At 65.6% G+C, this 25,976-nt stretch carries 24 protein-coding genes; 20 read left to right on the plus strand and 4 right to left on the minus strand.

Annotation, left to right across the window (positions count from 1 at the left end):
• Positions 1 to 29: 29 nt before the first annotated feature.
• Complete coding sequence (locus tag U5798_RS12885) at positions 30 to 932, minus strand: LysR family transcriptional regulator (RefSeq protein WP_322082233.1); 903 nt, start codon at positions 930 to 932, stop codon at positions 30 to 32.
• A 127-nt stretch (positions 933 to 1,059) separates the two neighbouring features.
• Here U5798_RS12885 and U5798_RS12890 point away from each other — a divergent pair, with 127 nt between their 5' ends.
• The 4 genes from U5798_RS12890 (at position 1,060) to U5798_RS12905 (ending at position 3,512) form a co-directional block, all read left to right on the plus strand.
• A complete protein-coding gene (locus U5798_RS12890; RefSeq protein ID WP_322082234.1) occupies positions 1,060 to 1,470 on the plus strand; it encodes a cupin domain-containing protein in 411 nt (136 codons plus the stop codon).
• Between the two features lie 83 nt (positions 1,471 to 1,553).
• Positions 1,554 to 1,952 (plus strand): cupin domain-containing protein, encoded by a 399-nt coding sequence (locus U5798_RS12895; RefSeq protein WP_322082366.1) that lies wholly within the window; start codon positions 1,554 to 1,556, stop codon positions 1,950 to 1,952.
• Between the two features lie 91 nt (positions 1,953 to 2,043).
• The gene (locus tag U5798_RS12900) at positions 2,044 to 2,745 is read left to right on the plus strand and encodes a carboxymuconolactone decarboxylase family protein (protein ID WP_322082235.1); all 702 of its coding nucleotides are present in this window, start codon (positions 2,044 to 2,046) and stop codon (positions 2,743 to 2,745) included.
• 29 nt (positions 2,746 to 2,774) lie between these two features.
• Complete coding sequence (locus U5798_RS12905) at positions 2,775 to 3,512, plus strand: SDR family oxidoreductase (protein WP_322082236.1); 738 nt, start codon at positions 2,775 to 2,777, stop codon at positions 3,510 to 3,512.
• A gap of 84 nt (positions 3,513 to 3,596) precedes the next feature.
• On the opposite strand, the gene gcvA is transcribed toward U5798_RS12905, so the two are convergent.
• Positions 3,597 to 4,490, minus strand: a complete 894-nt coding sequence (gene gcvA, locus U5798_RS12910) for a transcriptional regulator GcvA (protein WP_322082237.1) — start codon at positions 4,488 to 4,490, stop codon at positions 3,597 to 3,599.
• Positions 4,491 to 4,624: 134 nt separating this feature from the next.
• Between gcvA and U5798_RS12915 the strand changes: the two genes are divergently transcribed.
• Together U5798_RS12915 and U5798_RS12920 are read left to right on the plus strand one after the other, a co-directional pair.
• On the plus strand, positions 4,625 to 5,329 hold the full coding sequence (locus tag U5798_RS12915; protein WP_124451476.1) for an SDR family oxidoreductase: 705 nt from the start codon (positions 4,625 to 4,627) through the stop codon (positions 5,327 to 5,329).
• Between the two features lie 202 nt (positions 5,330 to 5,531).
• Positions 5,532 to 6,809: an epoxide hydrolase family protein gene (locus tag U5798_RS12920; RefSeq protein ID WP_124451474.1), complete on the plus strand. Its 1,278-nt coding sequence runs from the start codon at positions 5,532 to 5,534 to the stop codon at positions 6,807 to 6,809.
• Between the two features lie 105 nt (positions 6,810 to 6,914).
• On the opposite strand, the gene U5798_RS12925 is transcribed toward U5798_RS12920, so the two are convergent.
• Positions 6,915 to 7,748 carry an alpha/beta fold hydrolase gene (locus U5798_RS12925; RefSeq protein ID WP_322082238.1) on the minus strand — a complete coding sequence of 278 codons (834 nt, stop codon included), beginning with the start codon at positions 7,746 to 7,748 and terminating at the stop codon, positions 6,915 to 6,917.
• 108 nt (positions 7,749 to 7,856) lie between these two features.
• Between U5798_RS12925 and U5798_RS12930 the strand changes: the two genes are divergently transcribed.
• The 10 genes from U5798_RS12930 (at position 7,857) to U5798_RS12975 (ending at position 20,243) form a co-directional block, all read left to right on the plus strand.
• Complete coding sequence (locus U5798_RS12930) at positions 7,857 to 8,393, plus strand: MarR family transcriptional regulator (protein WP_322082239.1); 537 nt, start codon at positions 7,857 to 7,859, stop codon at positions 8,391 to 8,393.
• A 91-nt stretch (positions 8,394 to 8,484) separates the two neighbouring features.
• Positions 8,485 to 9,438 (plus strand): LysR family transcriptional regulator, encoded by a 954-nt coding sequence (locus U5798_RS12935; protein ID WP_124451468.1) that lies wholly within the window; start codon positions 8,485 to 8,487, stop codon positions 9,436 to 9,438.
• Between the two features lie 208 nt (positions 9,439 to 9,646).
• Complete coding sequence (locus tag U5798_RS12940) at positions 9,647 to 10,576, plus strand: TauD/TfdA family dioxygenase (protein ID WP_124451466.1); 930 nt, start codon at positions 9,647 to 9,649, stop codon at positions 10,574 to 10,576.
• Positions 10,573 to 12,048, plus strand: a complete 1,476-nt coding sequence (locus tag U5798_RS12945; protein WP_322082240.1) for an AMP-binding protein — start codon at positions 10,573 to 10,575, stop codon at positions 12,046 to 12,048. Before U5798_RS12940 ends, U5798_RS12945 begins: the two co-directional genes overlap by 4 nt.
• Before the next feature lie 13 nt (positions 12,049 to 12,061).
• Positions 12,062 to 12,688, plus strand: coding sequence for a thermostable hemolysin (locus tag U5798_RS12950; RefSeq protein ID WP_322082241.1), 627 nt, complete (start codon positions 12,062 to 12,064; stop codon positions 12,686 to 12,688).
• A 57-nt stretch (positions 12,689 to 12,745) separates the two neighbouring features.
• Positions 12,746 to 13,936, plus strand: coding sequence for a multidrug effflux MFS transporter (locus U5798_RS12955; protein WP_124451459.1), 1,191 nt, complete (start codon positions 12,746 to 12,748; stop codon positions 13,934 to 13,936).
• Positions 13,933 to 14,367, plus strand: a complete 435-nt coding sequence (locus tag U5798_RS12960; protein WP_322082242.1) for a DoxX family membrane protein — start codon at positions 13,933 to 13,935, stop codon at positions 14,365 to 14,367. The genes U5798_RS12955 and U5798_RS12960 overlap by 4 nt, the downstream gene beginning before the upstream one ends.
• Positions 14,368 to 14,533: 166 nt before the next feature.
• A complete protein-coding gene (locus U5798_RS12965; RefSeq protein WP_415859494.1) occupies positions 14,534 to 15,631 on the plus strand; it encodes an efflux RND transporter periplasmic adaptor subunit in 1,098 nt (365 codons plus the stop codon).
• On the plus strand, positions 15,628 to 18,714 hold the full coding sequence (locus U5798_RS12970) for an efflux RND transporter permease subunit (protein WP_322082244.1): 3,087 nt from the start codon (positions 15,628 to 15,630) through the stop codon (positions 18,712 to 18,714). The genes U5798_RS12965 and U5798_RS12970 overlap by 4 nt, the downstream gene beginning before the upstream one ends.
• Before the next feature lie 47 nt (positions 18,715 to 18,761).
• Positions 18,762 to 20,243 (plus strand): efflux transporter outer membrane subunit, encoded by a 1,482-nt coding sequence (locus U5798_RS12975; RefSeq protein ID WP_322082245.1) that lies wholly within the window; start codon positions 18,762 to 18,764, stop codon positions 20,241 to 20,243.
• A 72-nt stretch (positions 20,244 to 20,315) separates the two neighbouring features.
• Here the strand turns inward: U5798_RS12975 and U5798_RS12980 are convergent, their stop codons facing one another.
• Positions 20,316 to 20,510 carry a hypothetical protein gene (locus U5798_RS12980; RefSeq protein ID WP_322082246.1) on the minus strand — a complete coding sequence of 65 codons (195 nt, stop codon included), beginning with the start codon at positions 20,508 to 20,510 and terminating at the stop codon, positions 20,316 to 20,318.
• An 82-nt stretch (positions 20,511 to 20,592) separates the two neighbouring features.
• Here U5798_RS12980 and fabI point away from each other — a divergent pair, with 82 nt between their 5' ends.
• From fabI to U5798_RS13000, 4 genes are all read left to right on the plus strand, one after another.
• Positions 20,593 to 21,402: an enoyl-ACP reductase FabI gene (gene fabI, locus U5798_RS12985; RefSeq protein ID WP_322082247.1), complete on the plus strand. Its 810-nt coding sequence runs from the start codon at positions 20,593 to 20,595 to the stop codon at positions 21,400 to 21,402.
• 61 nt (positions 21,403 to 21,463) lie between these two features.
• Positions 21,464 to 23,812 carry a DUF3141 domain-containing protein gene (locus U5798_RS12990; protein WP_322082248.1) on the plus strand — a complete coding sequence of 783 codons (2,349 nt, stop codon included), beginning with the start codon at positions 21,464 to 21,466 and terminating at the stop codon, positions 23,810 to 23,812.
• Positions 23,813 to 23,831: 19 nt separating this feature from the next.
• A complete protein-coding gene (locus U5798_RS12995) occupies positions 23,832 to 24,770 on the plus strand; it encodes a phosphate acetyltransferase (protein ID WP_322082249.1) in 939 nt (312 codons plus the stop codon).
• 4 nt (positions 24,771 to 24,774) lie between these two features.
• On the plus strand, positions 24,775 to 25,953 hold the full coding sequence (locus U5798_RS13000) for an acetate/propionate family kinase (protein ID WP_322082250.1): 1,179 nt from the start codon (positions 24,775 to 24,777) through the stop codon (positions 25,951 to 25,953).
• Positions 25,954 to 25,976 lie beyond the last annotated feature (23 nt).

Below are 25,976 nucleotides of genomic sequence, written 5' to 3' on the forward strand. Positions count from 1 at the left end.
CCTGCGAAACCGGCTGTGCAAGGCATCTCTTACCGCGCACTGCCTTGAAAGCCGGATCTGAGGGCGTCCACGACGAGTTCTACGGCCCGCGACGACTTGCGCCGGCTCGGGTAGTAGACGTGATGTCCGACAAAGGTTGGAAACCATTCCTCCAGCACCCAGCAAAGACGGCCGGCTTCGACGTGTTGCTCGACCAGATCCTTGGGAACATAAGCCAGGCCGAACCCGGCAAGCGCCGCGTCGACCATCTGATAGACGTTGTTGAACGTCAGCTGACCGTCGACGCGCACCTGCAGCTCGCGTCGTCCCTTGCTCAACTCCCACGACAGCAACGCGTTTCTTGTCGGCAATCGAAGGTTGATGCAATTGTGCCGGGTCAGGTCTTGCGGCGTTTTCGTCGTGGGTCGAGACGCCAGATAGTTCGGGGAACCCACGATCGCCATGGTCATGTCCGGGGCGATACGCATCGCGATCATGTCCTTGGCGACCTGGTCGCCGAGCCTTACGCCAATGTCGTAGCGATCGGCGACGAGGTCGGTCAGCCCATAGTCGTTCACCAGTTCGATCCTGAGCGCGGGATATTGATGCAGCAGCGGTTGCAATCGCGGCCATACATAAGCGTTCGCCGCGTAGTCGGTTGCCGTGATCCGGACGTTGCCGGCCGGTTGATCCGTCGTCGCCCGCAGCGATTCCAGCTCGGCCTCGATTTCCTGGAAGCGCGGGCCTATCGATGCAAGCAGCCGCTCGCCAGCCTCGGTCGGCGACACGCTTCGGGTGGTACGTGTCAGCAGCGGTATGCCCATGCGCCCCTCGAGCGCGCGCACCGTGCGGCTCAACGCCGACTGGGATACCCCAAGCTGCGCGGCCGCCCGCGTGAAATTGCGTTCGCGCGCGACCGCCATGAACGCAACCAGATCGTTGAAGTCTTCCATGGATTTATGCACCTGTGCATAGGCCTATGCCGATTTTGCCATCTAGTCGCATGAATGGCGAGGGACTAGAGTTTCATCATCGCCAGCATGAACGATGCATGCGGCACTGTTTTGCGAGGACGACATCATGGAATTGAAGCGCGCAGGCTCGCAGCCGTCGATGACAGGCCCCGACGAGTGGTTCACGGGCACGGTGCGAATCGACCCGCTGAACGCACCGCCACCGCCCGCACGCGTGTCGTGCGCCAGTGTGACGTTCGAGCCGGGCGCACGCTCCGCGTGGCACACGCATCCGCTCGGGCAGACGCTGATCGTGACCGCCGGCTGCGGCTGGACGCAATGCGAAGGGGAGCCGCGCGTCGAAATCCGCGCGGGTGACGTGATCTGGTGCCCGCCCGGCCACAAGCACTGGCATGGCGCGACGTCTACCACCGCCATGACGCATATCGCCGTTCAGGAGGCGCTCGACGGTAAAAACGTCCACTGGCTGGAAAAGGTGACGGATGCGCAATACCTCGGCAGCGGCGAACCGCAATGAGGACACTGGCGTCCTGGGCTTTTGTCCTGACGCTGTCCTGCGCATCCTTGGCGGCAGCGGATGGCGGTGCCGAACCGGTGAGCATCGCGGTTGCAACCAGCGGCACGCAATCTTCAGTGCAAGGCGCCGCACAGCGCTTCACGGGCCGGGTGCGCATCGATCCGCTCTTTCAATCAATGCCACCTTCTCGCTTGTCGGGCGGCCAGGTCACTTTCGAGCCCGCTGCACGGACGGCATGGCACACGCATCCGCTCGGGCAGACACTGATCGTGACATCAGGGCGCGGCTGGGTTCAGGAATGGGGCCGGGAACGGCAGCCGATCGCAGTGGGCGACGTCGTGTCGATTCCCGCCGGCGTCAAGCACTGGCACGGTGCATCCGCCACGACGGGCATGACACATATCGCGCTTCAGGAGGCACTCGATGGAAACAACGTCAACTGGCTCGAACACGTCACCGATGCGCAGTACGCCAAGCCCTGACGAACGCATGCTTCGCGTGTGGCAGCTTGCCGCAACGATGGGGCTGGCACTTTTCGCCGCAGCGTGCGCCAACACACAAAGGACCGATACCATGCAAGAACCCCTATCCGTCACCGATCTGAAAGCCGTCGCCCCGGCTTTTGAGCGATACACGACTCGCACCGTGTTCGACGGGCTGTGGAAGCGACCGCAACTGTCTCCACGCGATCGCAGCATCGTGACGCTTTCGGTGCTGATAGCCCGTGGCCAGGCCATCGAGTTGCCGCGTCACCTCCGGCTCGCGCTGGATAACGGCGTGAAGCCCGCGGAAATATCGGAAATGATCGCGCACCTGGCCTTCTACTCGGGATGGGCCAACGCAACCTCCGCATCCGTCATCGCAAAGCATGTATTTGACGAACGCGGCATCGGTGCCGATCGGCTTCCGCCTGCCGACGTCACGCCGCTTCCGCTGAACGAGGCGGTCGAGAATCAGCGCGCGCAGACAGTCGCGGAGAACTTCGAAGCCGTCGCGCCAGGCGTGGTCGAGTACACGACCGACGCGCTGTTTCGTGACTTGTGGCTTCGCCCCGGGCTCTCGCCGCGTGATCGCAGCCTGGTGACGGTCAGTGCGCTCGTCGCCAATGGCCAGGTTGCGCAGATCCCGTATCACCTGAACCGCGCAATGGACAATGGACTCACGAAGGACGAGGCGTCCGAGACGTTGACGCAACTGGCGTTTTACGCGGGATGGCCGAACGTCTTTTCGGCAATGCCCGTGTTCAAGGACGTATTTTCCAGGCGCGCGGCGTGACGCATGCGCAAACTCGAGGGAGGAACATCATGACCGACAACATCGACGGCAAAGTCGTCGTCATTACCGGTGCGAGCAGCGGTCTCGGCGCAGAGACCGCGCGGCATCTGGCCAAACTCGGTGCAAAGCTGGTGCTCGGCGCGCGCCGCGTGGATCGGCTGGAGCAGCTCGCCAACGAGATTGGCACGGACCAGGAGTCGTTTCTCGAAACAGACGTCACCGAACGCGATGCAGTCCAGCGGCTGGTTGACCGTGCAGTCGATCTGCACGGTCGCATCGACGTCATGCTGAACAACGCGGGGCTCATGCCCAGTTCGATGCTCGAGCGTCTGCAAGTGGACGAATGGGACAGGATGGTCGACGTCAACATCAAGGGCGTGCTGTACGGCATTGCGGCCGCGCTGCCGCACATGATCGCGCAAAAGGGCGGACACATCATCAATGTGTCTTCCGTGGCCGGGCACAAGGTCGGTCCGGGCGGTACCGTGTATGCCGCGACCAAGCATGCCGTGCGGGTTATCTCCGAAGGTTTGCGGCAAGAGGTCAAGCCGCACAACATCCGAACGACGATCATCTCGCCGGGCGCCGTGGCAACCGAGCTGACGCAGACCATTACCGATCCGGACGTCGCCAAGGGCATGAACCAGGTGTATCAGCAGGCCATCCCGGCATCGGCATTCGCGCGCGCAGTGGAGTATGCGATGAGTCAGCCCGACGACGTCGACATCAACGAGGTGTTGTTCCGACCCACCAGTCAGGCGTATTGAGCGTGGTGTTACGCGCCACCGTCATAAGCGGCTACGAAGGCCGCTGGATTGCGCCCTGACGCTGACGAAGGACGCTCGAGCCGCTCACGGCCGCCCGTCCGCCACTGCCTGCCCGGTCATCCACTCGCGCATCACCACGATCGCATCGTCATCGCGGCGCTCGGCCGGATACACGAGATAGAACCCCACCGACAGCGGAAACGCGAAATCGAACGGCTTGCACAGCCGGCCGGCGGCGATGTCGCGCTCGACGAGCGGATCGGTCGCGAGCGCGATACCCTGGCCGGCGACGGCCGCATCGATCGCGAGCGACGTCTGGTTGAAGCGCAGCCCTTTGTGCGGATCGATGTCGACCGGTTCGGGCATCGCTTCGAGGAACTCGGGCCACAGGTCGTGCGCGTCATGCAACAGCACCTGGCCGGCGAGCGCACGCGGCGAAGCCGGCGCGGCCAGCACCGCCGGGCTGCACACCGCACACACGTCGAGCGGGAACAGCGCATGCGTGACGAGATGCTTGCCGAACGGCGGCTTGCCGTAGCGGATCGCGAGATCGACGCCGTCGTGGCGGAACGTCGCGATCTGCGGGTCGGCGATCACGCGCACGTCGTAGTCGGGATGCGCTTCGGTGAACAGCGCGAGCCGCGGGATCAGCCACTTCGACGCGAACGACGGCGTCGTGCTGATCGTCAGCGCGGCGCGGCGCTTCACGAGCTTGTCGGTCGCATCGGCGATCGAGTGCAGCGCACGCTGCACGTCGGAGAAATACGCAGCGCCGTCGTGCGTGAGCGCGAGGCCGCGCGGCAGGCGCTCGAACAGCTTCAGGCCGAGCACGTCCTCGAGGTGGCGCACCTGCTGCGCGACGGCGCCCTGCGTGACGCCGATCTCGTCGGCGGCGGCGCGGAAATTGAGGTGCCGTGCGGACACCTCGAACGCACGAAGTGCATTCAGCGGCGGCAGGCGGGAAGGGCGTGGCGGCATCGTCAGGCTGTAGAAAAACTATCGGCTGGCGGCAGAAATACTGGTTCGACAGCCGGAATCGATACGCCTACATTACCACCATGGCGCGCCGAATGGCGGCTGCGCGGCGGCAGAACCGGAACGAGGAGCACATCGTGACTGTAGAAAAAGTGGCGTTGATCACGGCGGCGGGCAAGGGCATGGGCGCGGCGATCGCGCGCGAACTGGCGGCGACGGGCTATCGCGTCGCGCTGATGTCGCCGTCGGGCAGCGCGGTGGCGCTCGGCGAGGAGCTGGGCGGCTTCGGCATCAAGGGCTCGGTGACGGAAGAAGCCGATATCGACAAGCTCGTACAGGAAACGGTCGCGCGCTACGGCCGGATCGACGCGGTCGTGAACAACACGGGCCATCCGCCGAAGGGCGATCTGCTGGCGATCACCGACGACAACTGGCATGCGGGGCTCGACCTGATCCTGTTGAACGTGGTGCGCGTGATGCGCCGCGTGACGCCGATCTTCCAGAAGCAGGGCGGCGGCGCGGTGGTCAACATCTCGAGCTTCGCGGCCGACGCGCCCGAGCAGCCGATGCCCGTGTCGTCGGCGCTGCGGGCGGCACTGAGCGCGTGGACGCGCCTGTACGCGGAACGCTATGCGGCCGAGAACATCCGGATGAACGCGGTGCTGCCGGGCTTCATCGACAGCTGGCCGGAAACGCCGGAGATCGTCGCGCGCATTCCGGCCGGCCGCTTCGGCAAGACGGGCGAGATCGCGAAGACGGTCGCGTTCCTGCTGTCGGACGGCGCGGGCTACATCACCGGGCAGAACATTCGCGTCGACGGCGCGATCGTCAAGGCGCTCTGAGCGTCTCGATCGACGAGCGAGCGGCGGCGCGGGCCGCTCGCCGGGCACGGCTACAAACGCGTACAAATCAGACAAATCCGGGATACATCAGACCTTTCAAATGGGCGACGCCGCGTGACGAGGGCGCGCCGGACGGAAAGCCTGGGCGCGATCCCGCGCGCGGCATGTTCACTTTCCACTTCACGAAAGGAGATGCCGAACGATGTCTTCCACACCGTTTTCCCCGATGCGTCGCCACCTGCTGGCCACTTCCGTGGCCGCCGGGGTCTCGGCGATGCTGCCCACCGCGCTGCACGCCGCATCCGGCGCGAGCGGCATACGCCCGTTCACCGCGCACATTCCCGATGAAGCCGTCGCCGACCTGCGCCGCCGCATTGCGGCGACACGCTGGCCGGGCCGCGAGACCGTCGCCGACGAATCGCAGGGCGTGCGGCTCGCGCGCATGCAGGCGCTGCTGCGCTACTGGGGCACCGACTACGACTGGCGCAAGGGCGAGGCGCGCCTGAACGGTTTCCCGATGTTCATCACGGAAATCGACGGGCTCGATATTCACTTCATCCACGTGCGTTCGCGGCACGAGAACGCGATGCCGATGATCATGACGCACGGCTGGCCCGGTTCGATCTTCGAGCTGCTGAAGGCGATCGGCCCGCTGACCGACCCGACCGCACACGGCGCGAGCGCGGACGATGCGTTCCATGTCGTCGTGCCGTCGCTGCCGGGCTTCGGTTTTTCGGGCCGGCCGACGAAGACCGGCTGGGGCTCGGACCACATCGCGCGTGCGTGGGGCGAGCTGATGGCGCGGCTCGGCTATACGCGCTTCGTGTCGCAGGGCGGCGACTGCGGCTCGGTGATCTCGCACCGGATGGCGATGCAGCGCGTGCAGGGGCTGGCCGGGATTCACGTGAACATGCCGGCGACGGTGCCGCCGGACATCGCGACGCTGCTCGCGACCGATGCGCCCGCGCCGGCTTCGCTGTCGCCGAAGGAAAAGGCCGCGTACGAGAAGCTCGCGACGTTCTATCGCGACAACTGCGGCTACTCGGCGATGATGGTCACGCGGCCGCAGACGGTCGGCTACGCGCTCGCGGATTCGCCGTCGGGGCAGGCCGCGTGGATGTATGACAAGATCTCGCAATGGACGTACAGCGGCGGCGTGCCGGAACGCTCGATTCCACGCGACGAGATCCTCGACGACATTTCGTTGTACTGGCTGACGAACACCGCGACGTCGGCTGCGCAGATCTACTGGGAGGACCACTCGAACAACTTCAACGCGGTGGATATCTCGTTGCCGGCCGCGATCACGGTGTTTCCGGGGGAGATCTATCAGGCGCCGCGCAGTTGGGCCGAGCGCAGTTATCACAACCTGATCTACTTCAACGAAGTCGACAAGGGTGGGCACTTCGCGGCATGGGAGGAGCCTGAACTGTTTGCGCGTGAGGTGCGTGCCGGGTTCCGGCCGCTGCGGCGCGTGTAAGCGCGAGACGGGCGTGCGAACGCAGGCTGGCGGTCATGCGGCCGGCGTTCGCTTTCGAGGGTGTGACGCGTGGTGTCGAGTATCGGATGGGCTCCGGCAATCTTCTCAATGAGATGCAACAGCGGCGGCATCCAGCTCATTGTGATCCGACAGGAAGCGCAAGAGCGTCCAGTTGAATGTCCTGGCGCTGTCGAGATTCGGATGATGCCCGCTTCCAGGCAGTGCACCGAATCGTGCCCCCGGGATCATGGCGGCAAGCCGTTGGCCCTCGATCGCCGGATGAACGCCATCGTCGTCGCTTTGCAGAACCAGCGTCTCGCTGCGGACGAGATTCAGTCTTCTCCGCACGTCGTAATTCGCGATTCCCGCGCAAAGTCGGGCGAGGAACGCCGGATCGGTTCCTGCCGCATGGGCATGGCCGATCTGATATGCGATCTCGCCATCTTCCGTTTGAGCGTAGTCGGCGCTCACCAATAGCGGCCACATTTCCTCGAACCAGCGTGTCGCGCCGTCGCCGCGCTGGAACCTTGCTTTCCAGAGCTCGAACCGGCGCGCGACATCGTCGGCAACCAGGCTCGAGAATCCGTTGCAGACAATCAGCTTGCCGACACGCGACGGCGCGTCGATCGCCACCGATAGTGCAATGGCTCCGCCGAGCGACAGGCCGACCAGGTTCGCGCTTTCGAGCCCGAGATGATCCAGCAGGCATTCCAGGCCGCCGGCGAACGCCTGAATGTCGAGCGTGCGATCCGGATAGGACGACGCGCCGTGACCGGGAAGGTCCGGCACGATCACGCGAAAACCGGCCTGACGCAGGAACGACATCTGGCGCGCCCATGCGCGCCCGCAACTGCCTAAATCGTGAATCAACACGACAGGCGTACCACTGCCGACATCAGCGTAGTAGAGATCATGGTCTCCGAATGATAGTTTTGTCATGGGTCTGCTCCGTAGTCGCGCCCAACATGCGCTCTCGCGATTATCTTAATATTGAGATATATTGATGACAAGCACTCACCGAGAACCCCTTCAAATGCGAGGACATTCATGATTGCGTGGGTCAAGGAGGATCATGTCGACCGTGTGGTGGCTCAATGGCGCCACGAACGCCCCGAGCTCGACGTCGCGTCGATGGAGATCTTCGGCCGGCTCGCGCGGCTGACGAAGCACTGCGAGAAGGCGCGGACGGAGGCGCTGTCGCCGTTTGGTTTCAAGGAAGGCGAATTCGACGTGCTGGCGACGCTTCGGCGTGCCGGCAAGCCTTACGAGCTGTCGCCGACGCAACTTTATCGCTCGCTCATGATCACGTCCGGCGCGATCACCAACCGGTTGATGCGCCTGGAGCAGGCCGACCTCGTCGAGCGTGTGCCGAATCCGCAGGATGGCCGCGGCCTTACCGTGCGGTTGACGCCGGCAGGCCTCGAGCTGATCGATCGGGCCGTGCACGTGCACGTGGATACGCAGAATCTGCTGCTCGGCGGGCTCGAGGCCGATGACCGGACGATGCTTGCGGCGCTCTTGAAGCAGGCGCTGCTCGCCTTGCCGGGAGAGGCGCTGCCGCAGGACGACGCCGACCAGGCGTGACGGAACAGGGCGATCGACGATCGCCGCGGCATGACCGGGGCATTGCGCGGTACCGGGAAACAGTCCAATGACAACAACAACGAGGAAAATCGTGCTCAACAGCAACGTATTGCGCCAACTCGATCTGCAAGACGTGATGGTGTTTCTGTGTCTGTACGAACACAAAAGCGCCCGCCGCACCGCCGAGGTCATGAGCATCAGCCAGCCCACCGTCAGCTATTGCCTGAAGCGGTTGCGCAATTGCTTCCACGACGTGCTCTTCGATGTCGATCACGGCAGCCTCGTCGCGACGGCCAAGGCCGAGGCGATCGAGCCCTATCTGCGAAACGTGATCGATGCGGTGAACCACTGCGCCGACATGGATGACGACCAGGTGGTCGCAACGACCCGCCGCGTGATGCGCGTCTGCGCGCCGGAGTACTTCGAGCTGCTGCTGCTGCCGGGCGTGCTCGAGTCGTTCATGAAGCGCGGCCGCGAAACCTCGCTGATCGTCGACCGCCTCGGCCGCGAACTGCCGGTAGAGCGGCTGCTGGCCGGAGAAATCGATTTCGCGATCGGCTTCGGTCCCGGCTATCACCGGCTGCATCCCGACCTGCAATGGGAATCGGTCCTTTCCGACACGTTTGTGTGTCTGACCGCGTCGCGCAAGCTCGCGCCGTCGACGCGCGTCTCGCTCGACGAATTCTGCGACATGGACCACGTGTTCCCGACGCCGTGGGTATCCGAGCGCAACATGATCGACGGCTGGCTCGAGAAGCTCGGCCGCTCGCGCAGTATCGTCGCGCGCGCCAACACATATCAGGCCTGCGTGAACATCGTCTCGCGGCTGCCGGTTGCCTTGACGTTGCCGCGGCGGCTGATCCCGTACCTGTCGATTCCGTCGACCGCGCAGATCTGCGAGGTGCCGCTCGGCTTCCCGACCTTCACGCTGGACGTGATCTGGGCGACGCCGATGGAAAAGAACCCCGACATCCGCACCATGCGCACGCTGTTCAAGGATCTCGCGAGCGCCAACGCGCTCGAGCCGGGGGAGTTGCCCGCATAGCCGCAATCGGCCCGCGCCGGCCGGCGATTGCCGCCGTCCGGTTTATTGCCGGTGAGGAAGCAAAGCCGGGTTTCCTTGCAGTACCCTAAACAAAATTTACATCCACCATTTAATTTTTAAAACGGTGTGCCCAGCCGTGTCGGTAGATTGGTCAGTGTTCGACGAAGCCGTGCTTCGAACGCAAAACTAACCACCCTGAGAGGCAACCATGATGGATGTTGTTGACGTAGTCACCGCGCAGGTTCAGCACAAACCGTTGCCGCGTTTCGGCTTCGAGTTGATCGAAAGCCTCGAGCCCGGTCAAAAGGCGATCGACCTTGTCGATACCGACCAGTTGTACGAGCAGCTCGCCCATTCGGGTGTCGTGATCTATCGCAATTTCGCGGATACGCTCGACGATTTCAACCGCTTCGTCAGCCAGCATTCGGCGCGCGTCACGTTCGATCCGGCGCGCAAGACCTCGACGGAAAACACCGCGGAAATCGATGCCGGCGAGCTCGAAATGGGCCTGCACCGTGAGAACGGCAACCTGCCGTTCACGCCCGACCTGCAATGGTTCTACTGCCTCGAGCCGGCTCGCGTCGGCTCCGAGACGACGATCTGCGACGGGCAGCGCGTGCTGCACGAACTGACGCCGGCCGTGCGTCGCCTGTTCGAGCAACGCCAGATCAAGTATTCGCGCCGTATTCCCTGGCCGAACGTGCAACGCTTCCTGAGCGTCGAGCTGCAGGTGCCGGCGCACGAGGTGAACGACTCGCATCTCGAGATCGTCAACCAGCGCGTGCGAGGCCAGCACTATCGCCGCCTCGACCCGTTTCTCGTGTCGTCCGAGCGCGTGACCGATGCGATCACCGCCAGCTGCTTCTCCGGCCGTCGCGCGTTCTGCAACTCGCTGCTCGGCCCGAGCGTGAACTACGAGCCGCCGCTGATCACGTGGGCCGACGGCACCGACATCGATTTCGAGGTGTGGGACGAAATCAAGGACGTGACCGCCCGTTATACGTATGACCTGTTCTGGAACAAGGGCGACATCGTCGCGATCGACAACAGCCGCGTGATGCACGGCCGCCGCCGTCTCGCGGACACGGGGCGCCGCATCTTCGGTGCACAAAGCTATCGCAAGGGAGCAATTGCATGATCAGCGCACTCATCGAACGTCATTTCGCCGAAGCACCGAACCGCATTGTCGTGCGGGAAATGGACGGCCGTGAATACTCGCTGGACGAACTGCGCGCGGACGTGACGCGGATCGCCGGCAAGCTGGAAGATGTATACGGCGATTGCAGCGGTCTCGTGTTCGGTATTGCCGCGCGCTCCAGCTACACGTGGGTGGCGACGATGCTCGCGATCTTCCGCGTGAAGGCCGTGTTGTTGCCGGTGCCGATCGAGTTCTCCGACGAGCAGATCGGCAGCCTGCTGCACAAGGCAACCGCGATTTTCGCGCAGGATGCGAAAACCGCCGCACGCATCGGTTCGATCCTGCCCGGCATCTCATGCATCAACGCCGCGAGCGAGCACGACGGATGGCCTGCGGCGGGTGCACCCACCGGCGAGCGGATCGAGCCGGGCATCTGCGGGATCATCCATACGTCCGGTACGACGTCGAAGCCGAAGGGCGTGAAGATCCGCGACGAGGCCGTCGGCCTGCTCGTGACGAACGTGCTGAAGCGTGTGCCGGCCGGCCCGCTCGACTACCTGTCGATCGTGCCGATGAGCCTGCTGATCGAACAGGTGCTCGGCGTGTTCCTGCCGGTGCTGTCCGGCGGCTCGCTGACGCTGATGCCCGCGAACTACGCCGAGTACGGCGCACGCAGCGGCAATGCGCGCGACTACCTGGACCTGATCGCCCGCGTCGATCCGAATTTCCTGTACCTGCCGCCGAAGCTGCTCGAGGAGGCCGACGCATTGCTGGAGTCGACCAGTACGACGCAACTGTTCGGCCGCCGCAATCCGCACATCATCACGGGCGGCGCGAAGATTCCGGCCACCGTGCTCGAATCGCTGGACAAGCACGGCGTGCAGGTCTACGAGGCCTACGGGCTCAGCGAGAACAGTTCGATCATCTCGCTGAACTATCCGGGGCAGCGCCGCATCGGCTCGGCCGGCACGCTGCTCGACGGGATCGTGCCGGTGATCGTCGACGGCGAGCTGCGCGTGCGCACGCCGACGCTCTGCGCGGGCTACTACAACTCGGACGATACGTCGTGCGAACTCACCGACGGCTACCTGCACACCGGCGACATCGCGGAGATCGTCGATGGTTTCCTGTACATCACCGGCCGCAAGAAGCACGTGATCATCCTGTCGACGGCGCGCAACATCTCGCCGGAATGGGTGGAGACGGTCTACAAGGAAAGCGCGCTGATCGACGACATCGTGGTGTTCGGCGAAGGGCGCGAGGAGCCTGCGGCGATCGTGCTGTCCGAGCACGGCGAAGCGGCGGTGCGCGACGAGATGGCGCGGCTCGAACCGCGGCTGGCGGATTTCGCGCGCGTGCGGCGGGTCCGGGTCGTGACGGACATCGAGCGTTTCCGCAAGGATTACTACACGGTTACCGGGCGGCCGCGCCGTCAGCTGATCGAGCGTGATCATGCGGCGTCGCTGTACTGACCGGGAGCCGAACGTGCACATCGTACGAAGCTTTCATCCGGGCCAGGGCGCCTATCGCGAGATGCAGCTCGCGGTCTCGCAGCACTACTACCAGGCGCACGGCGCGCGGCCGGAGCCTCGCCCGGACCAGTTCTGGTGCCTGACCGACCGCGCGATGACGTTGCCCGGCTACGCATGCCTGGGGCTCAGCTGGGGCGACAGCGCCCCGCTGTTCTCCGAGCACTACCTCGACGAATCGCTGACGAGCCTTTACGGGCTGTCGCGTGCGGAGCTGGTCGAGCTCGGGCAGTTCTCGTCGTTCGGCTCGAAGGGCGCGGGGCGCTACCTGATCGCGAACGTGTTCCGCACACTGGCCCAGCATCACTACCGGTACGTGCTGATGACGGCGACGGAGCGGGTGCGTCACATCGTGCAGTCGTTGCAGATCGCGTATGACGACCTCGGCCGCGCCTGCGTGAGCCGGGTACGTGACAGACATGTCGACTGGGGTACGTACTACGACAACGCACCGCGCGTCATCATGGTGAAGATCGACGACATGGCCAGGCGCAACGATTTGCCGATGTGGAGCCCGCTCGACGATCCGCCGCCGGCACGTATGCCGCTGAGGCAGGTTGAATGCACCGCAAACGGTCACTGATCCCGACGGGCCGCACGCACTCGCGTCGGCCTGTCCCGTCATTTCAGGAACGTCCCCATGTCCGACTCAAACAGATACGAAAACTTCCTCGTGTTCCTGGCGCCGCTGATCAACAGCGTCGGCGGGATCGCGATCGACCTCTATTCGCCGAGCATCCCGGCCATCGGTCGAGAACTCAACGTCATGCCGAGCATGATGCAGAACACGATCACGATCACGCTCGTGTTCTATGCGATCGGCCAGCTCGCATTCGGCATGCTGGCCGACTGGTGGGGCCGACGCCCGTCGGTACTCTTCGGCCTTGCGCTGTTCATCGCCGGTAGTGCGATCGCGGTCGTCGCGCCGTCGTTCGAGGTGCTGATGGCAGGACGCGCGATCCAGGGCTTCGCGATCGGCTCATGCCAGGTCGTCGCGCGCGCCGTGCTGGTCGACCGGCTCAAGGGCGACCGCTTCCGCGTCGCGATCGTCTACCTCAGCCTGGCGTTCGGGCTCGGCCCCGTGATCGCGCCGTATATCGGCGGACACGTTCAGGAGTGGGCCGGCTGGCGCTGGAACTTCGTCGTCTACTGCGGCTACGGGCTCGTCGTGCTGTCGTTCGCGTTCGCGGGCCTGCGCGAGACGCTGCGGCCGGAGTTGCGGCGCACGCCGCGGCAAACCATCGCGGGCTATCGCGAGATCCTGTCCGATCCGCAGTTCCAGTCGGCCGTCGCGTTGCTCGGGATGAGCTTCTCGGCGTTCCTGATGTGGAACGTGATCGGGCCGTACATCGTGCAGTTCCGCCTCGGGCATTCCGCGTCGTACTTCGGTTCGACCGCGCTCGGCGTCGGGCTGTGCTACCTCGGCGGCACGACGCTGAACCGCAGCCTGATCCGGCGCTACAGCGGCGAGCAGCTGATGCGCGGCGGCATTGCGACCTTTGCGCTCGGGGTGGCCTGCGTGGCGTCGAGCGGCGGTGAACTGATCCTGGTGACCGCACTCGGCGGGATCATGCTGATCGCGTTTGCGCAGGGCTTCATCTTCTCCAACGCGATGGCGCGCTCGATGGCCCTGTTCCCGGGCCGCGCGGGCGCCGCCGCGAGCCTGCAGGGGTGCCTGATGCTGGCGCTCGGCTCCATCGTGTCGGGGGTCGTCAGCGCACTGCCCATGGAGACGAACGCGGCGATTGCCATCATGTTCGCGTGTTTGCTGGGCGTGACCATGATCGGTTTCAGGCAGCTGCATCGCCTGCATCCGCAGGTGGCGCGATGAAGACCGCCGTCGCACTCGTGCTGCGGCTCGTACTGGGCGCGTTCTGGATCTGGGCCGGCCTGACGAAGATCGTCGGGCACTTCGATGCGGGGCCGTTCCTGACAGCTGCCGTCGCGCGATCCACGGCGGCGCCCGAAGCCGTGCGGCTCGCGCTGACCAGCGCGATCGGACACGTGGCGCTGCCGCACGTCGCCGCGGTCAACCTGGCCGTGCCCTGGCTCGAACTGGCGGCAGGGCTGTCGATCCTGCTCGGCATCGCAACCGCATGGGGGATTGCCGGCGCGGCGGCGATGTCGGTGCTGTTCCTGATGTGCGGGGCGGTCAGTACCAATCCATTGCTGCTGTTCGGTGCCGTCCTGTTGGCCATGTCACACCCGTATGCGCGCGCATGGACCCTTCATGCGTCGCGTTCGCCTGCCGCGACCATCTGACTTCGTGGCGGGTGTCTTTTCACCGCATGTCCCGTTCGTCCCGGGCATGCGGTTTTTTTTCGTGTCAGGCATGCGAAATATTTAAACAGGGATTCAAAAAATTGACATCCCGGCCGGGCCGCTCCACACAAACTGATGTCATGACTGATTCATCGGGGAGATATCAGTGAAACGCTCAATGTTTTTTACCGCAGGCGTGTTGATTGTCCTGTTCGGCGCGTTGTTCCTGTGGCGCACCGAACGTGTATCGGCCGCCGATCGGCCTGCACCGCCACCGGCGCCATTGCCGGTCGAGACCGTCGTCGTGAATCCGCAGGCGACGGCGCCGACGCTCGATGCGGTCGGCTCGCTCGAAGCGGTGCGGCAGGTGACGATCGCGCCGGAAGTCGCGGGCCGCATCGTCGGCATCCAGTTCGTCGCGGGCTCGCGCGTGAGTGCCGGGCAAACGCTCGTGCAGCTTTACGACGCGCCCGAACAGGCGAAGCTCGCCGGGCTGCAGGCGAAGGCCGACTATACGCGCCGGCAGTTCGCACGCGCCGAGCAGCTCGTGCCGAACGGGGCCGAGCCGAAGGCGGCATTCGACGCACGCCGCTACGAGCTCGACGCCGCGCGCGCCGATATCCGCGAGACCCAGGCGGTCATTACGCAGAAGTTGATCCGCGCGCCGTTTTCCGGCGTGATCGGCCTGCGCCGCGTCAACCTCGGGCAGTACCTGAACCCGGGCGATGCGATCGCGACGCTCACCGATCTCGACGAGTTGCACGCGAACTTCACGGTGCCGCAGAAGGCATTGAGCCGCGTGGCGCTCGGCCAGACCGTGCGCGTGACGGCGGATGCGTATCCGGGCCGGGCCTTCGAAGGGCGCGTGACCGCGATCGAGCCGCAGGTCGGCGACGAGACCCGCAACATCACCGTGCAGGCCACCGTGGCCAACACCGGCCAGTTGCTGCGCCCGGGGATGTATATCGACGCGCACCTGGCGCTGCCGGGGCGCGACGCGGTGATCAGCGTGCCGGATACCGCGGTGCAGACCTCGCAGGCGGGCGACACCGTGGTCGTGGTCGAGCAGCGCGACGGGCGCGGTGTCGGCATTGCGCGCGTGCGCCAGGTGCGGACCGGTGCGCGCGAGCGTGGCCGCATCGTCATCGACGACGGGCTGCGCGCGGGCGACGTGGTCGTGACGACGGGGCAGTTGCGCGTTGCGCCGGGCGCGAAGGTGCAGGTGCTGGCCGATGCGTCCACGCAACGGGAGACGGTGCGATGAGCCAGACCACGCAAGGCGCGCGTTTCACCGACATCTTCGTGCGGCGGCCGGTGCTGTCGCTCGTCTGCAGCCTGCTGATCCTGCTGGTGGGCCTGCGCTCGCTCGGCGCGCTGCCGGTGCGCCAGTATCCGATGCTGGAGAGCGCGACGATCAGCATCGAGACGGCCTATCCCGGTGCGTCGCAGGCGTTGATGCAGGGTTTCGTGACGACGCCGATCGCACAGTCGATCGCGACCGCGGACGGCATCGAGTATCTGACCTCCACGTCGACGCAGGGCAAGAGCGTCGTGAAGGCGCGGCTGCGCCTGAATGCGAACGCCGACCGCGCGATGACGGAAATCATGGCGAAGGTGCAGGAGGTCAAGTACAAGATGCCCGAGGGCGCGTACGACTCCGTGATCACCAAGCTGACCGACGCGCCGACGGCCGTCATGTATCTCGGCTTCTCGAGCGATACGTTGTCGATCCCCGAGATCACCGACTACGTGGTCCGGGTCGCGCAGCCGCTGGTCACCACGGTGCCGGGCGTCGCGTCGGCCGAAATCGTCGGCGGGCAGAATCTCGCGATGCGGGTCTGGCTCGACGCGTCGCGGCTCGCCGCGCACGGGCTGTCGGCCGCCGATGTCGCGGCCGCGCTGAAGGCGAACAACGTCCAGGCCGCACCGGGCCAGTTGAAGGGCGCGCTGACCGTTGCCGACATTTCCGCGAACACCGACCTGACCGACGTCGGTGCGTTCGGCAACCTCGTCGTGAAATCGGCTGCGAACGGCAGCTTCGTGCGCTTGCGCGACGTCGCGACGATCGAGCTGGGCGGCCAGCAATACAACGCGAGCGCGCTGATGAACGGGCACCGCGCCGTCAACATCGCGATCAACGCGACGCCGTCGGGCAACCCGCTCGACATCGTGCGCGGCGTCCAGGCGCTGCTGCCGACGATGGAGCGCAGCAAGCCGGCCAGCATCAGGATCGGCGACGTGTTCGACGTCGCGCGCTTCGTCAACGCGTCGATCGACGAGGTGCGCGAGACGATCATCGAGGCGATCGCGATCGTCGTGGTCGTGATCTTCCTGTTCCTCGGCTCGTTCCGCGCGGTCGTGATCCCGGTCGTGACGATTCCGCTCGCGCTCGTCGGCTCCGCCACGCTGATGCTGGCCGCGGGCTTCTCGCTGAACCTGCTCACGCTGCTCGCGATGGTGCTGGCGATCGGGCTGGTCGTCGACGACGCGATCGTCGTGGTCGAGAACATTCACCGGCACATCGAATCCGGCGAGCCGCCCGCGCGCGCGGCGCTGCTCGGCGCGCGCGAGATCGCGTCGCCGGTGATCGTGATGACCATCACGCTCATTGCGGTGTATGCGCCGATCGGGCTGATGGGCGGGCTGACCGGCTCGCTGTTCCGCGAATTCGCTTTCACGCTCGCAGGGGCGGTGTGCGTGTCCGCGGTGATCGCGCTGACGCTTTCGCCGATGCTGAGCTCGCTGCTGCTCGACAGCCGGATGTCGGAGGGCCGTGTCGCGCGGGCGATCGAACACACGCTGTCGCGCGTCACGCACGGGTACCGCCGCCTGCTGCACGCGAGCCTCGCGGCACGGCCGGCGGTGCTGGTGTTCGGCGCGGGCGTGCTGCTGGGTATCGGCGTGCTGTTCAGCGGCGTGAAGCGGGAACTGGCGCCGCAGGAGGACCAGGGCTCGATCATGCTGCAGGTGAAGGCGCCGCAGTATGCAAACCTCGACTACCTCGAACGCTACGCGCCGCAGGTCGAGAAGGTGTTCCGCTCGTTGCCCGAAGCGGATACGAGCTTCGTGCTGAACGGCGTCGGCGGGGCCAATCTCGGCTTTGCCGGCGTGAACCTCGTCGACTGGTCGAAGCGCACACGCGGTGCGGCCGACCTGCAGGCGCTCGTGCAGGCGCGCGCGAACGCGATCGCCGGCGACCAGGTGTTCACGTTCCTGCTGCCGTCGCTGCCCGCGTCGAGCGGCGGCCTGCCGATCCAGATGGTGCTGCGCGCGCCCGCAGACTTCAAGGACATCTTCGCGACGATGGACAAACTGAAGGCCGCCGCGTCGAAGAGCGGGCTGTTCGCGGTGGTCGACAGCGATCTGACGTTCGACAGCCGCGCGGTCGGCGTGACGATCGACCGCAACCAGGCGAATGCGCTCGGCGTGACGATGAAGGACATCGCCGATACGCTCGCGGTGCTCGTGGGCGAGAACTACGTGAACCGCTTCGACCACAACGGCCGCTCGTACGACGTGATTCCGCAGGTCGCGCGCGCGGAGCGCCTGTCGTCGGAGATGCTGAACCGCTACTACGTGAAAACGCGCGGCGGCAAGATGGTGGCGCTGTCGACCGTCGTGCGCGTGTCGAACGGCAGCCAGGCGAACGCACTCACGCAGTTCAACCAGTTGAACTCGGCGACCCTGTCGGCGGTGGCCGCGCCCGGCGTGACGATGGGACAAGCGGTCGAGTTTCTGCAGAAGCAGTCGCTGCCGGCCGGCTATGACATCGACTGGCTCGGTGAATCGCGGCAATACGTGCAGGAGGGCAATCGGCTGACGGTCACGTTCGTGTTCGCACTCGTCGTCATCTTTCTGGTGCTTGCCGCACAGTTCGAAAGCCTGCGCGATCCGCTGGTGATCCTCGTGTCGGTGCCGCTGTCGGTGTGCGGTGCGCTGGTGCCGCTGTACCTCGGCTTCGCGACGCTGAACATCTATACGCAGATCGGGCTCGTGACGCTGATCGGCCTGATTTCCAAGCACGGGATCCTGATGGTGAGCTTCGCGAACGAGCTGCAACGCACGCAGCACCTCGACCGGCGCGCGGCGATCGAGCACGCAGCCGCAGTACGGCTGCGGCCGATCCTGATGACGACGGCCGCGATGGTCGCCGGGCTCGTGCCGCTGATTTTCGCGCGCGGCGCGGGTGCGGCCAGCCGCTTCGCGATCGGGATCACGGTGTCGACCGGCATGCTGGTCGGTACGCTGTTCACGCTGTTCGTGCTGCCGACCGTGTACACGCTGATCGCGAAGCGTCATCGCGAGGCGGCGACCAGCGAGCGCGCTCGCGTGCTGGAGGCCGTATGAGCGTGCAATCTGAAACGCGTGCCGCGGCGGTGCGCAACGGGAGCAACATGAGTCGAATTCGCATGGCGGCGGTTGCGGCGGCCGCGCTCTTCGCCGCGGGCTGCACGATGGCGCCGCACTACACGCGGCCCGACGCACCCGTCGCGCAGGCGTACCCGGCCGGCGGCGTCTATGCGACGCAGCCGGGCGCCGCAGCGGGTGCACGCAGCGCGAACGGCCAGGCCGCGGCGGCCATCGGCTGGCGCGAATTCTTCGCCGATCCGCGCCTGCAGCGGCTGATCGAGATCGCGCTGTCGAACAATCGCGATCTGCGTGTGGCGGTGCTGAATATCGAGGCGGCGCGCGCGCAGTACCAGATCACGCGCGCGGCGCTGTTTCCGACGCTGGACGGTATGGCGACGGGAAACATTCAGCGCTATCCGCAGGGTGTCTCGCCGACCAGCCAGGCGATCATCTCGCGCACCTATGACGTCGGCCTTTCGGCGTCGTGGGAGCTCGACCTGTTCGGCCGCGTGCAGAGCCTGAAGGATCAAGCGCTTGCACAATACCTGTCGACTGCATACGCACGGCAGGCATCGGAAATCTCGCTGGTGTCGCAGGTGGCCGATCAATACCTGACACTGCTGTCGACCGACGATCTGCTGCAGGTCACGGAGAACACGCTGAAGACCGCGCGGGCATCGTATGGCCTGACGAAGCTGCAGTTCGACAACGGCACCGGCACGGAACTCGACTTGCGTCAGGCGCAGACGGTCGTCGAAACGGCGCTCGCGAACCAGCAGGCACAGGCGCGTGCACGCGCACAGGCGCTGAATGCGCTGGTGCAACTGGTCGGCGAACCGCTGCCGGAAGACTTGCCGCCGGGCTTGTCGCTCGATGCGCAGAACCTGCTCCCGGACGTGCCGGCCGGTTTGCCGTCGGACCTGCTGACGCGTCGTCCGGACGTGATGCAGGCCGAGCAGGCGCTGCTGGCCGCGAACGCGAACATCGGTGCGGCCCGCGCGGCGTTCTTCCCGAAGATCTCGCTGACGGCCGCGTTCGGCACCGCGAGCCCGACGTTGGGCGGTCTGTTCAAGGCCGGCACGGCGGCGTGGTCGTTTGCGCCGAGCATCGCGTTGCCGATCTTCGAAGGCGGCTCGAACATCGCGAACCTCGATCTCGCGCACGTGCAGAAGCGCATCGAGATCGCGAACTACGAGAAGGCGATCCAGTCGGCGTTCCGCGAAGTGGCGGATGGCCTGGCCGCACGCGGCACGTACGACCAGCAGATCGCGGCGCTCGAGCGCAACGAGCACGCGCAGCAGCGACGTTTCGACCTGTCGGACCTGCGCTACAAGAGCGGTGCCGACAGCTACCTGTCGGTGTTGACCGCACAAACCGACCTGTACGCGGCGCAGCAGTCGCTGATCAATGCGCGTCTGGCGCGCTGGACGAACCTGGTCGACCTGTACCGTGCGCTGGGGGGCGGATGGATCCAGCATCGTGGCGAGATGCCGCGTCCGGCAGATCAGCCGATCGCATTCAGATAGCCGGGGATGTCCGGGCGCGGCCCGGACGCAACCAGCCGGAGGCATGACATCGACGAACGCAGGCCCGCGCAGTCAGGCGGCGTGCGTTCGTTTCTGTTTTACGGCGAAAACAGCGGTGACATGAATGATCGCTGTCTGCGGAAGCACCACGCGCTTTCGCACACGATTGAATGACATATCGATGAAATGCGCCATCCTGCGTTGAAACATTTCACCGTAATTATCTGATTCAAAATCGATTTTGATAAAAATCAAAATATGTCGCATGAATGATCGGGCGTAATTAAACCCTCAATACAATGATTCGCGACGGAAAGCCCAATTCAAAAATACGACCCGAGGTTTCGCGATGACGAACAACGACGTGCGCGAATCGCGTGTGTCTTGCAATGGCACGCGGTTGCTTGAAGGCAAGAGGGGAATCGTCGTCGGACTGGCGAACGAGCAGAGTATCGCCTGGGGATGCGCGCGCGCCTTTCGCGCCGCGGGTGCCGAGCTGGCCGTGACCTGGCAATCCGACCGCGCGTTGCCGTACGTCGAGCCGCTGCTGGAACAACTGGAGCCGGCGATTGCGATGCCCGTCGACGTGAGTCGCGCCGACCAGATGCGCGAGGTCTTCGACACGATCGGCGAGCAGTGGGGCAGCCTCGATTTCCTGCTGCATGCCGTTGCTTATGCACCCAGGGCCGATCTGCACGCGCGGGTTGTCGACAGTTCGCCGGAAGGGTTCGCGCTCGCGATGGACACCTCCTGCCATTCGTTCATCAGGATGGCGAAACTTGCCGAGCCGTTGATGACCTCCGGCGGCAGCCTGATGGCGATGACCTACATCGGCGCCGACCAGGTGATCGCCGAGTACGGCGTGATGGGGCCGGTCAAGGCGGCGCTGGAAGCCGCCGTTCGCTACCTGGCCGTCGAGCTTGGGCCGGCAGGCATTCGCGTGCATGCGGTCTCGCCCGGCGCATTGCCCACGCGGGCGGCCTCCGGGCTGCCGAACTTCGATCGCCTGCTCGACGACACCGCCCGGCGTGCGCCATTGCGCCGGCCGCTCGACATCGACGATGTCGGCGCGTTGTGCACCTTTCTTGCCAGCGACGCCGCCCGCGCGATGACCGGCGGCGTTCACTACATCGACGTGGGGATGCACATGCTCGGCTGACGCGAGGCGGCCGCTCCCGGAATGCGTCGAGATTCACCTTGCCCCTCTGGAGAACAGTGTTATGGATGCTGCCACGCAACTGGCGCGCAGTCACGAGATCGCCGCGGAGATTGTCCATGTGCTGCAAAAGCGCACGCAGCACGCGATCGAACAGTACGGGAAGCGGCTGGGCGAAGCACTCGACGGCAGCGATCGCGACAGTCGCGACCCGAGTGCCGCTCTCGTCGGCACGCCTTTCTCGCCGCTGAGCGCATGGCATTACGCGGTCGACGCCGTGCAGCGCTCGCTGCTGTTCTGGGACACGCTGCGCGAGCGCGGCACGCAATACGTCGAGCGCACGGCCCGGGGGCTCACGCCGGTGCTGCATTTCGACTACGAGGTCGTGCTCGACGGCCGGCAGTTCGCGCAGCCCGTCAATTACGCGCTCGTTCACATCCAGCCGCCGGACGGCGTGATCGTCGATGCCGCGAAGCGGCCTTACCTGATCATCGATCCGCGCGCGGGGCACGGCCCCGGCATCGGCGGCTTCAAGGACGATTCGCAAGTGGGTGTGGCGTTGCGCGCGGGCCATCCCGTGTACTTCGTCGTGTTCTTCCAGGAGCCCGAGCCCGGCCAGACGTTGCTCGACGTGTGTGCGGCGGAACAGGCGTTCGTCCGGAAGGTGCGGGAACTGCATCCGGACAGCCTCAAGCCGGCGATCGTCGGCAACTGCCAGGGCGGCTGGGCCGCGATGATGCTCGCGAGCTCGTCGGCGGACGATACGGGCCCGATCGTGATCAACGGCGCCCCGATGTCGTACTGGAGCGGTGCGTGGAGCGAGGGGCCCGGCGACAATCCGATGCGCTATGCCGGCGGCCTGCTCGGCGGTACCTGGCTCGCATCGCTCGCGTCGGACTTGGGCAACGGCAAGTTCGACGGCGCCTATCTCGTGCAGAACTTCGAGAACCTGAACCCGGCGAACACGTTGTGGGACAAGTATTACCACGTGTACGACAACATCGACACCGAGCCGCCGCGCTTCCTCGAGTTCGAGCGCTGGTGGGGCGGTTACTACCTGATGAACCGCGAGGAGATCGAATGGATCACGCGCAACCTGTTCATCGGCAACAAGCTCTGGACCGGCGAGGTGCGCGACGGCACGGGCAAGGCGTTCGACCTTCGCGAGATCCGCTCGCCGATCATCCTGTTCGCGTCGATGGGCGACAACATCACGCCGCCGCAGCAGGCATTCAACTGGGTCGCGGACATCTACGGCAGCACCGAGGAGATCAAGTCGCGCGGGCAGGTCATCATCGGGTTGATGGAAGAGGACGTGGGGCATCTCGGCATCTTCGTGTCGGGCAAGGTCGCCAAGAAGGAGCACGCACAGATCGTCAGCGTGCTGGATGCGGTCGAGACGCTGCCGCCCGGCCTCTATGCGATGTCGATCGAGGAGGTGAAAGGCGCCGGCGGGAAGGTCGCCTACGACGTCACCTTCGCCGAGCACCGTCTCGAAGAGATCGCGCAGCACTTCAACCGCTTCGGGCGTAAGGACGAACATGCGTTCGAGGCCGTCGCCGAGCTGTCCGAATTCACGCAGCGCGCCTATGAACTGTTCTTGCAGCCGTTCGTGCAGCAGGCGTCGAACGAAACCACGGCTCGCCTGTTGCGCGATTTTCATCCGCTGCGCTTTCAGCGCTGGGCGTTTTCGGACCTGAATCCCTGGCTTGGCTGGCTGAAGCCGGCTGCCGACACGGTCAAGGCCCAGCGTCAGCCGGCCGACGATATCGAGCCGTGGCGCAAGCTCGAACGCCGCGGCTCGGACATCGTCAGCGCCTCGCTCGATTTTTTCCGCGCGATCCGCGATGCAAGTACCGAGTCGCTGTTCTTCTCGCTGTACACGCAGCCTTTCATGCTTCGTTTCGCGGAGCAGTATCACGATCGTCACGCGGCTTCGCCGGTCGTGACGGACCCTCGCGACCTGCCGTTCGTGAAGGATGCGCTCGCATCGATCGACCAGGGTGGCTACACCGAGGCGGTGGCGCGCGCGGCATTCCTGCTCGAACGCAGCGGCGAACCGCTTCCGCTGGCGCAGCTCGCGACCGAGCGTGAACTCGCCGAAGCCTACGCCGAGTATCTGCCGGACCTGCCGCCCGACCAGTGGCGGCGCATCTATGGCGAGCAGGAGCTCATCGCGACCTACGCGCCGCACCAGGCCGTCGCCACGCTGCCGGCGCTGCTGGCCCGGCCGGAGGATCGCCAGCGGCTGCTGACGTTGCTGGACAAGCTGCTGGGCGATCCGCGCGTGCAAAGCGCGTCGGTGAGCGAGCCACAGTGGGCGGCCCTGCAACGCATCCGCGCGGTGCTGGGTGCGCCTCCTGCAATACGGCCGGCCACGGGGCCGGTAGCAGCACTCGATCGTGTGCAGTGACGGACAGCAAGGAACCGCGATGGAAACCAGACACGAGAAATACCGCCGTCTCATCGAACACTGCGAGGCGCTGGCGCCGATGCCGACTGCCGTCGTCCACCCGTGCGATCGAAGCTCGCTCGAGGGGGCGCTGGAGGCGGCGCGCAAGCGGCTGATCGAACCGATCCTGGTCGGCCCGCGTGCACGGATCGAAGCGACCGCCGCGGAGTTCGGGCTGTCGATCAGCGATCGCGAGATCGTCGATGCGCCGTACAGCGAGGCATCGGCGGCGGCCGCGGTGCGGCTCGTCCGCGATGGCCGGGCTACCGCGCTGATGAAGGGCAGCCTGCACACCGACGAGCTCATGGCCGAAGTGGTGCGGCACGATGCCGGATTGCGCACCGGCCGGCGCATCAGCCATTGCTTCGTGATGGACGTGCCTGCGCACGCCGATCCGCTGATCGTGACCGACGCGGCGATCAATATCGCGCCGACGCTCGAGGAAAAAGCCGACATCCTGCAGAACGCGATCGATCTGGCACATGCGCTGGCATTTCCGCAGGTCTACGTGGCGATTCTCTCCGCCATGGAGACGGTCAACCCGAAAGTGCCGTCGACGCTCGAAGCCGCCGCGCTGTGCAAGATGGTGGATCGGCGGCAGATTACCGGCGCGCTCGTCGACGGCCCGCTCGCGCTCGACAACGCGATCGATCCCGAGGCCGCACGCATCAAGCAGATCGATTCGCCGGTGGCCGGGCACGCGAACGTGCTGATGGTGCCGGACCTCGAAGCGGGCAACATGCTCGCCAAGAGCCTGTCTTTCCTGGCCGGCGCGGACGCGGCCGGGATCGTGCTCGGCGCGCGCGTGCCGATCATCCTGACGAGTCGTGCCGATTCGTTGATTACCCGGCTCGCTTCATGCGCGGTCGCGATGCTTGTCGCGAACGGCCAGCGTGAAGCGGCCAGCCGCGCGGGGTGACGCCATGGCAGACGTGATCCTGGTGCTGAATGCCGGCTCGTCGAGCATCAAGTTTTCCGCGTTCGACGTGCAGCGCGATTCGCTCGGGCTGATCGTGCACGGTCAGGTCGATGGTCTCTATACGGCCACCGCGCACTTCAGCGCCGTCGACCATCACGCGGAGCGTCACGAGCACCAATGGGCCGGCGGCGACACGTTCGGCCATCAAGAGGGGCTCGCGCAGATCGCCGCGTTCCTGGAGGCCCACCAGGAAGGGCACCGGCTCGCGGCGGTGGGCCATCGTGTCGTGCATGGCGGGCAGCGCTTCAGCGGCCCGGTGCGCGTCACGCCCGAGATCGTGGCCGAGCTGGAAAAGCTCACGCCGCTCGCGCCGTTGCATCAACCGCACAACCTCACGCCGATTCGCATCCTCGAAGCGGTGCAGCCCGGTATCGAGCAGGTCGCCTGCTTCGACACGGCGTTCCACTGCACGCAGCCCGCGGTGTCCCAGGCGTTCGCGCTGCCCGAGTCGATCACCAGCCAGGGTGTGCGCCGCTACGGTTTCCACGGGCTCTCGTACGAGTACATCGCGAGCGTGCTGCCCGACGTCGCGCCACGGGCGGCGCGCGGGCGCACGGTCGTCGCGCACCTTGGCAACGGCGCGAGCATGTGTGCGCTCGTTGCAGGCAAGAGCGTCGCGAGCACGATGGGGTTCACGGCGGTCGACGGACTGCCGATGGGCACGCGGTGCGGCAACCTGGATCCGGGCGTCGTGCTCTTCCTGATGGAAGAACTCGGGATGGACGTGCGCGCGGTCGAGGATCTGCTTTATCGGCGCGCCGGACTGCTCGGCGTATCCGGCATTTCGAGCGACATGCGGACCTTGCTCGCGAGCGACGATCCGCATGCGCGCTTCGCGATCGAGCTGTACGTCTACCGCATCGCGCGCGAACTCGGGTCGCTTGCCGCCGCCATGGAGGGCATCGACGCCATCGTCTTCACGGCGGGGATCGGCGAGCATGCGCAGGCGATTCGCGAAGGCGCGATGCGCCGTGCGGCGTGGCTCGGCGTCGAGATCGACGTCGAAGCGAACAGCACGGGCGGGCCGCTCGTCACGACGGCGTCGAGCCGCGTACCGGCGTGGGTGATCCCGACCAACGAAGAACTGATGATCGCGCACCATACGCGCCGGTTGATCCGCTGACGGACGGACGAACACACAACGAA

The sequence above is a fragment of the Burkholderia sp. BCC1972 genome (genome assembly GCF_905339605.1).
Lineage (GTDB): Bacteria > Pseudomonadota > Gammaproteobacteria > Burkholderiales > Burkholderiaceae > Burkholderia.

Excerpts from the sequence above, each read along its gene's own strand:
- fabI (WP_322082247.1), top strand. The coding sequence starts at position 20,593 with ATGACGAACAACGACGTGCGCGAATCGCGTGTGTCTTGCAATGGCACG.
- U5798_RS12955 (WP_124451459.1), top strand. The coding sequence starts at position 12,746 with ATGTCCGACTCAAACAGATACGAAAACTTCCTCGTGTTCCTGGCGCCG.
- U5798_RS12890 (WP_322082234.1), top strand. The coding sequence starts at position 1,060 with ATGGAATTGAAGCGCGCAGGCTCGCAGCCGTCGATGACAGGCCCCGAC.
- U5798_RS12990 (WP_322082248.1), top strand. The coding sequence starts at position 21,464 with ATGGATGCTGCCACGCAACTGGCGCGCAGTCACGAGATCGCCGCGGAG.
- U5798_RS12940 (WP_124451466.1), top strand. The coding sequence starts at position 9,647 with ATGATGGATGTTGTTGACGTAGTCACCGCGCAGGTTCAGCACAAACCG.
- U5798_RS12920 (WP_124451474.1), top strand. The coding sequence starts at position 5,532 with ATGTCTTCCACACCGTTTTCCCCGATGCGTCGCCACCTGCTGGCCACT.
- U5798_RS12905 (WP_322082236.1), top strand. The coding sequence starts at position 2,775 with ATGACCGACAACATCGACGGCAAAGTCGTCGTCATTACCGGTGCGAGC.
- U5798_RS12925 (WP_322082238.1), bottom strand. The coding sequence starts at position 7,748 with ATGACAAAACTATCATTCGGAGACCATGATCTCTACTACGCTGATGTC.
- U5798_RS12900 (WP_322082235.1), top strand. The coding sequence starts at position 2,044 with ATGCAAGAACCCCTATCCGTCACCGATCTGAAAGCCGTCGCCCCGGCT.
- U5798_RS12975 (WP_322082245.1), top strand. The coding sequence starts at position 18,762 with ATGAGTCGAATTCGCATGGCGGCGGTTGCGGCGGCCGCGCTCTTCGCC.
- gcvA (WP_322082237.1), bottom strand. The coding sequence starts at position 4,490 with ATGCCGCCACGCCCTTCCCGCCTGCCGCCGCTGAATGCACTTCGTGCG.
- U5798_RS12885 (WP_322082233.1), bottom strand. The coding sequence starts at position 932 with ATGGAAGACTTCAACGATCTGGTTGCGTTCATGGCGGTCGCGCGCGAA.
- U5798_RS12930 (WP_322082239.1), top strand. The coding sequence starts at position 7,857 with ATGATTGCGTGGGTCAAGGAGGATCATGTCGACCGTGTGGTGGCTCAA.
- U5798_RS13000 (WP_322082250.1), top strand. The coding sequence starts at position 24,775 with ATGGCAGACGTGATCCTGGTGCTGAATGCCGGCTCGTCGAGCATCAAG.
- U5798_RS12980 (WP_322082246.1), bottom strand. The coding sequence starts at position 20,510 with ATGCGACATATTTTGATTTTTATCAAAATCGATTTTGAATCAGATAAT.
- U5798_RS12945 (WP_322082240.1), top strand. The coding sequence starts at position 10,573 with ATGATCAGCGCACTCATCGAACGTCATTTCGCCGAAGCACCGAACCGC.
- U5798_RS12960 (WP_322082242.1), top strand. The coding sequence starts at position 13,933 with ATGAAGACCGCCGTCGCACTCGTGCTGCGGCTCGTACTGGGCGCGTTC.
- U5798_RS12995 (WP_322082249.1), top strand. The coding sequence starts at position 23,832 with ATGGAAACCAGACACGAGAAATACCGCCGTCTCATCGAACACTGCGAG.
- U5798_RS12970 (WP_322082244.1), top strand. The coding sequence starts at position 15,628 with ATGAGCCAGACCACGCAAGGCGCGCGTTTCACCGACATCTTCGTGCGG.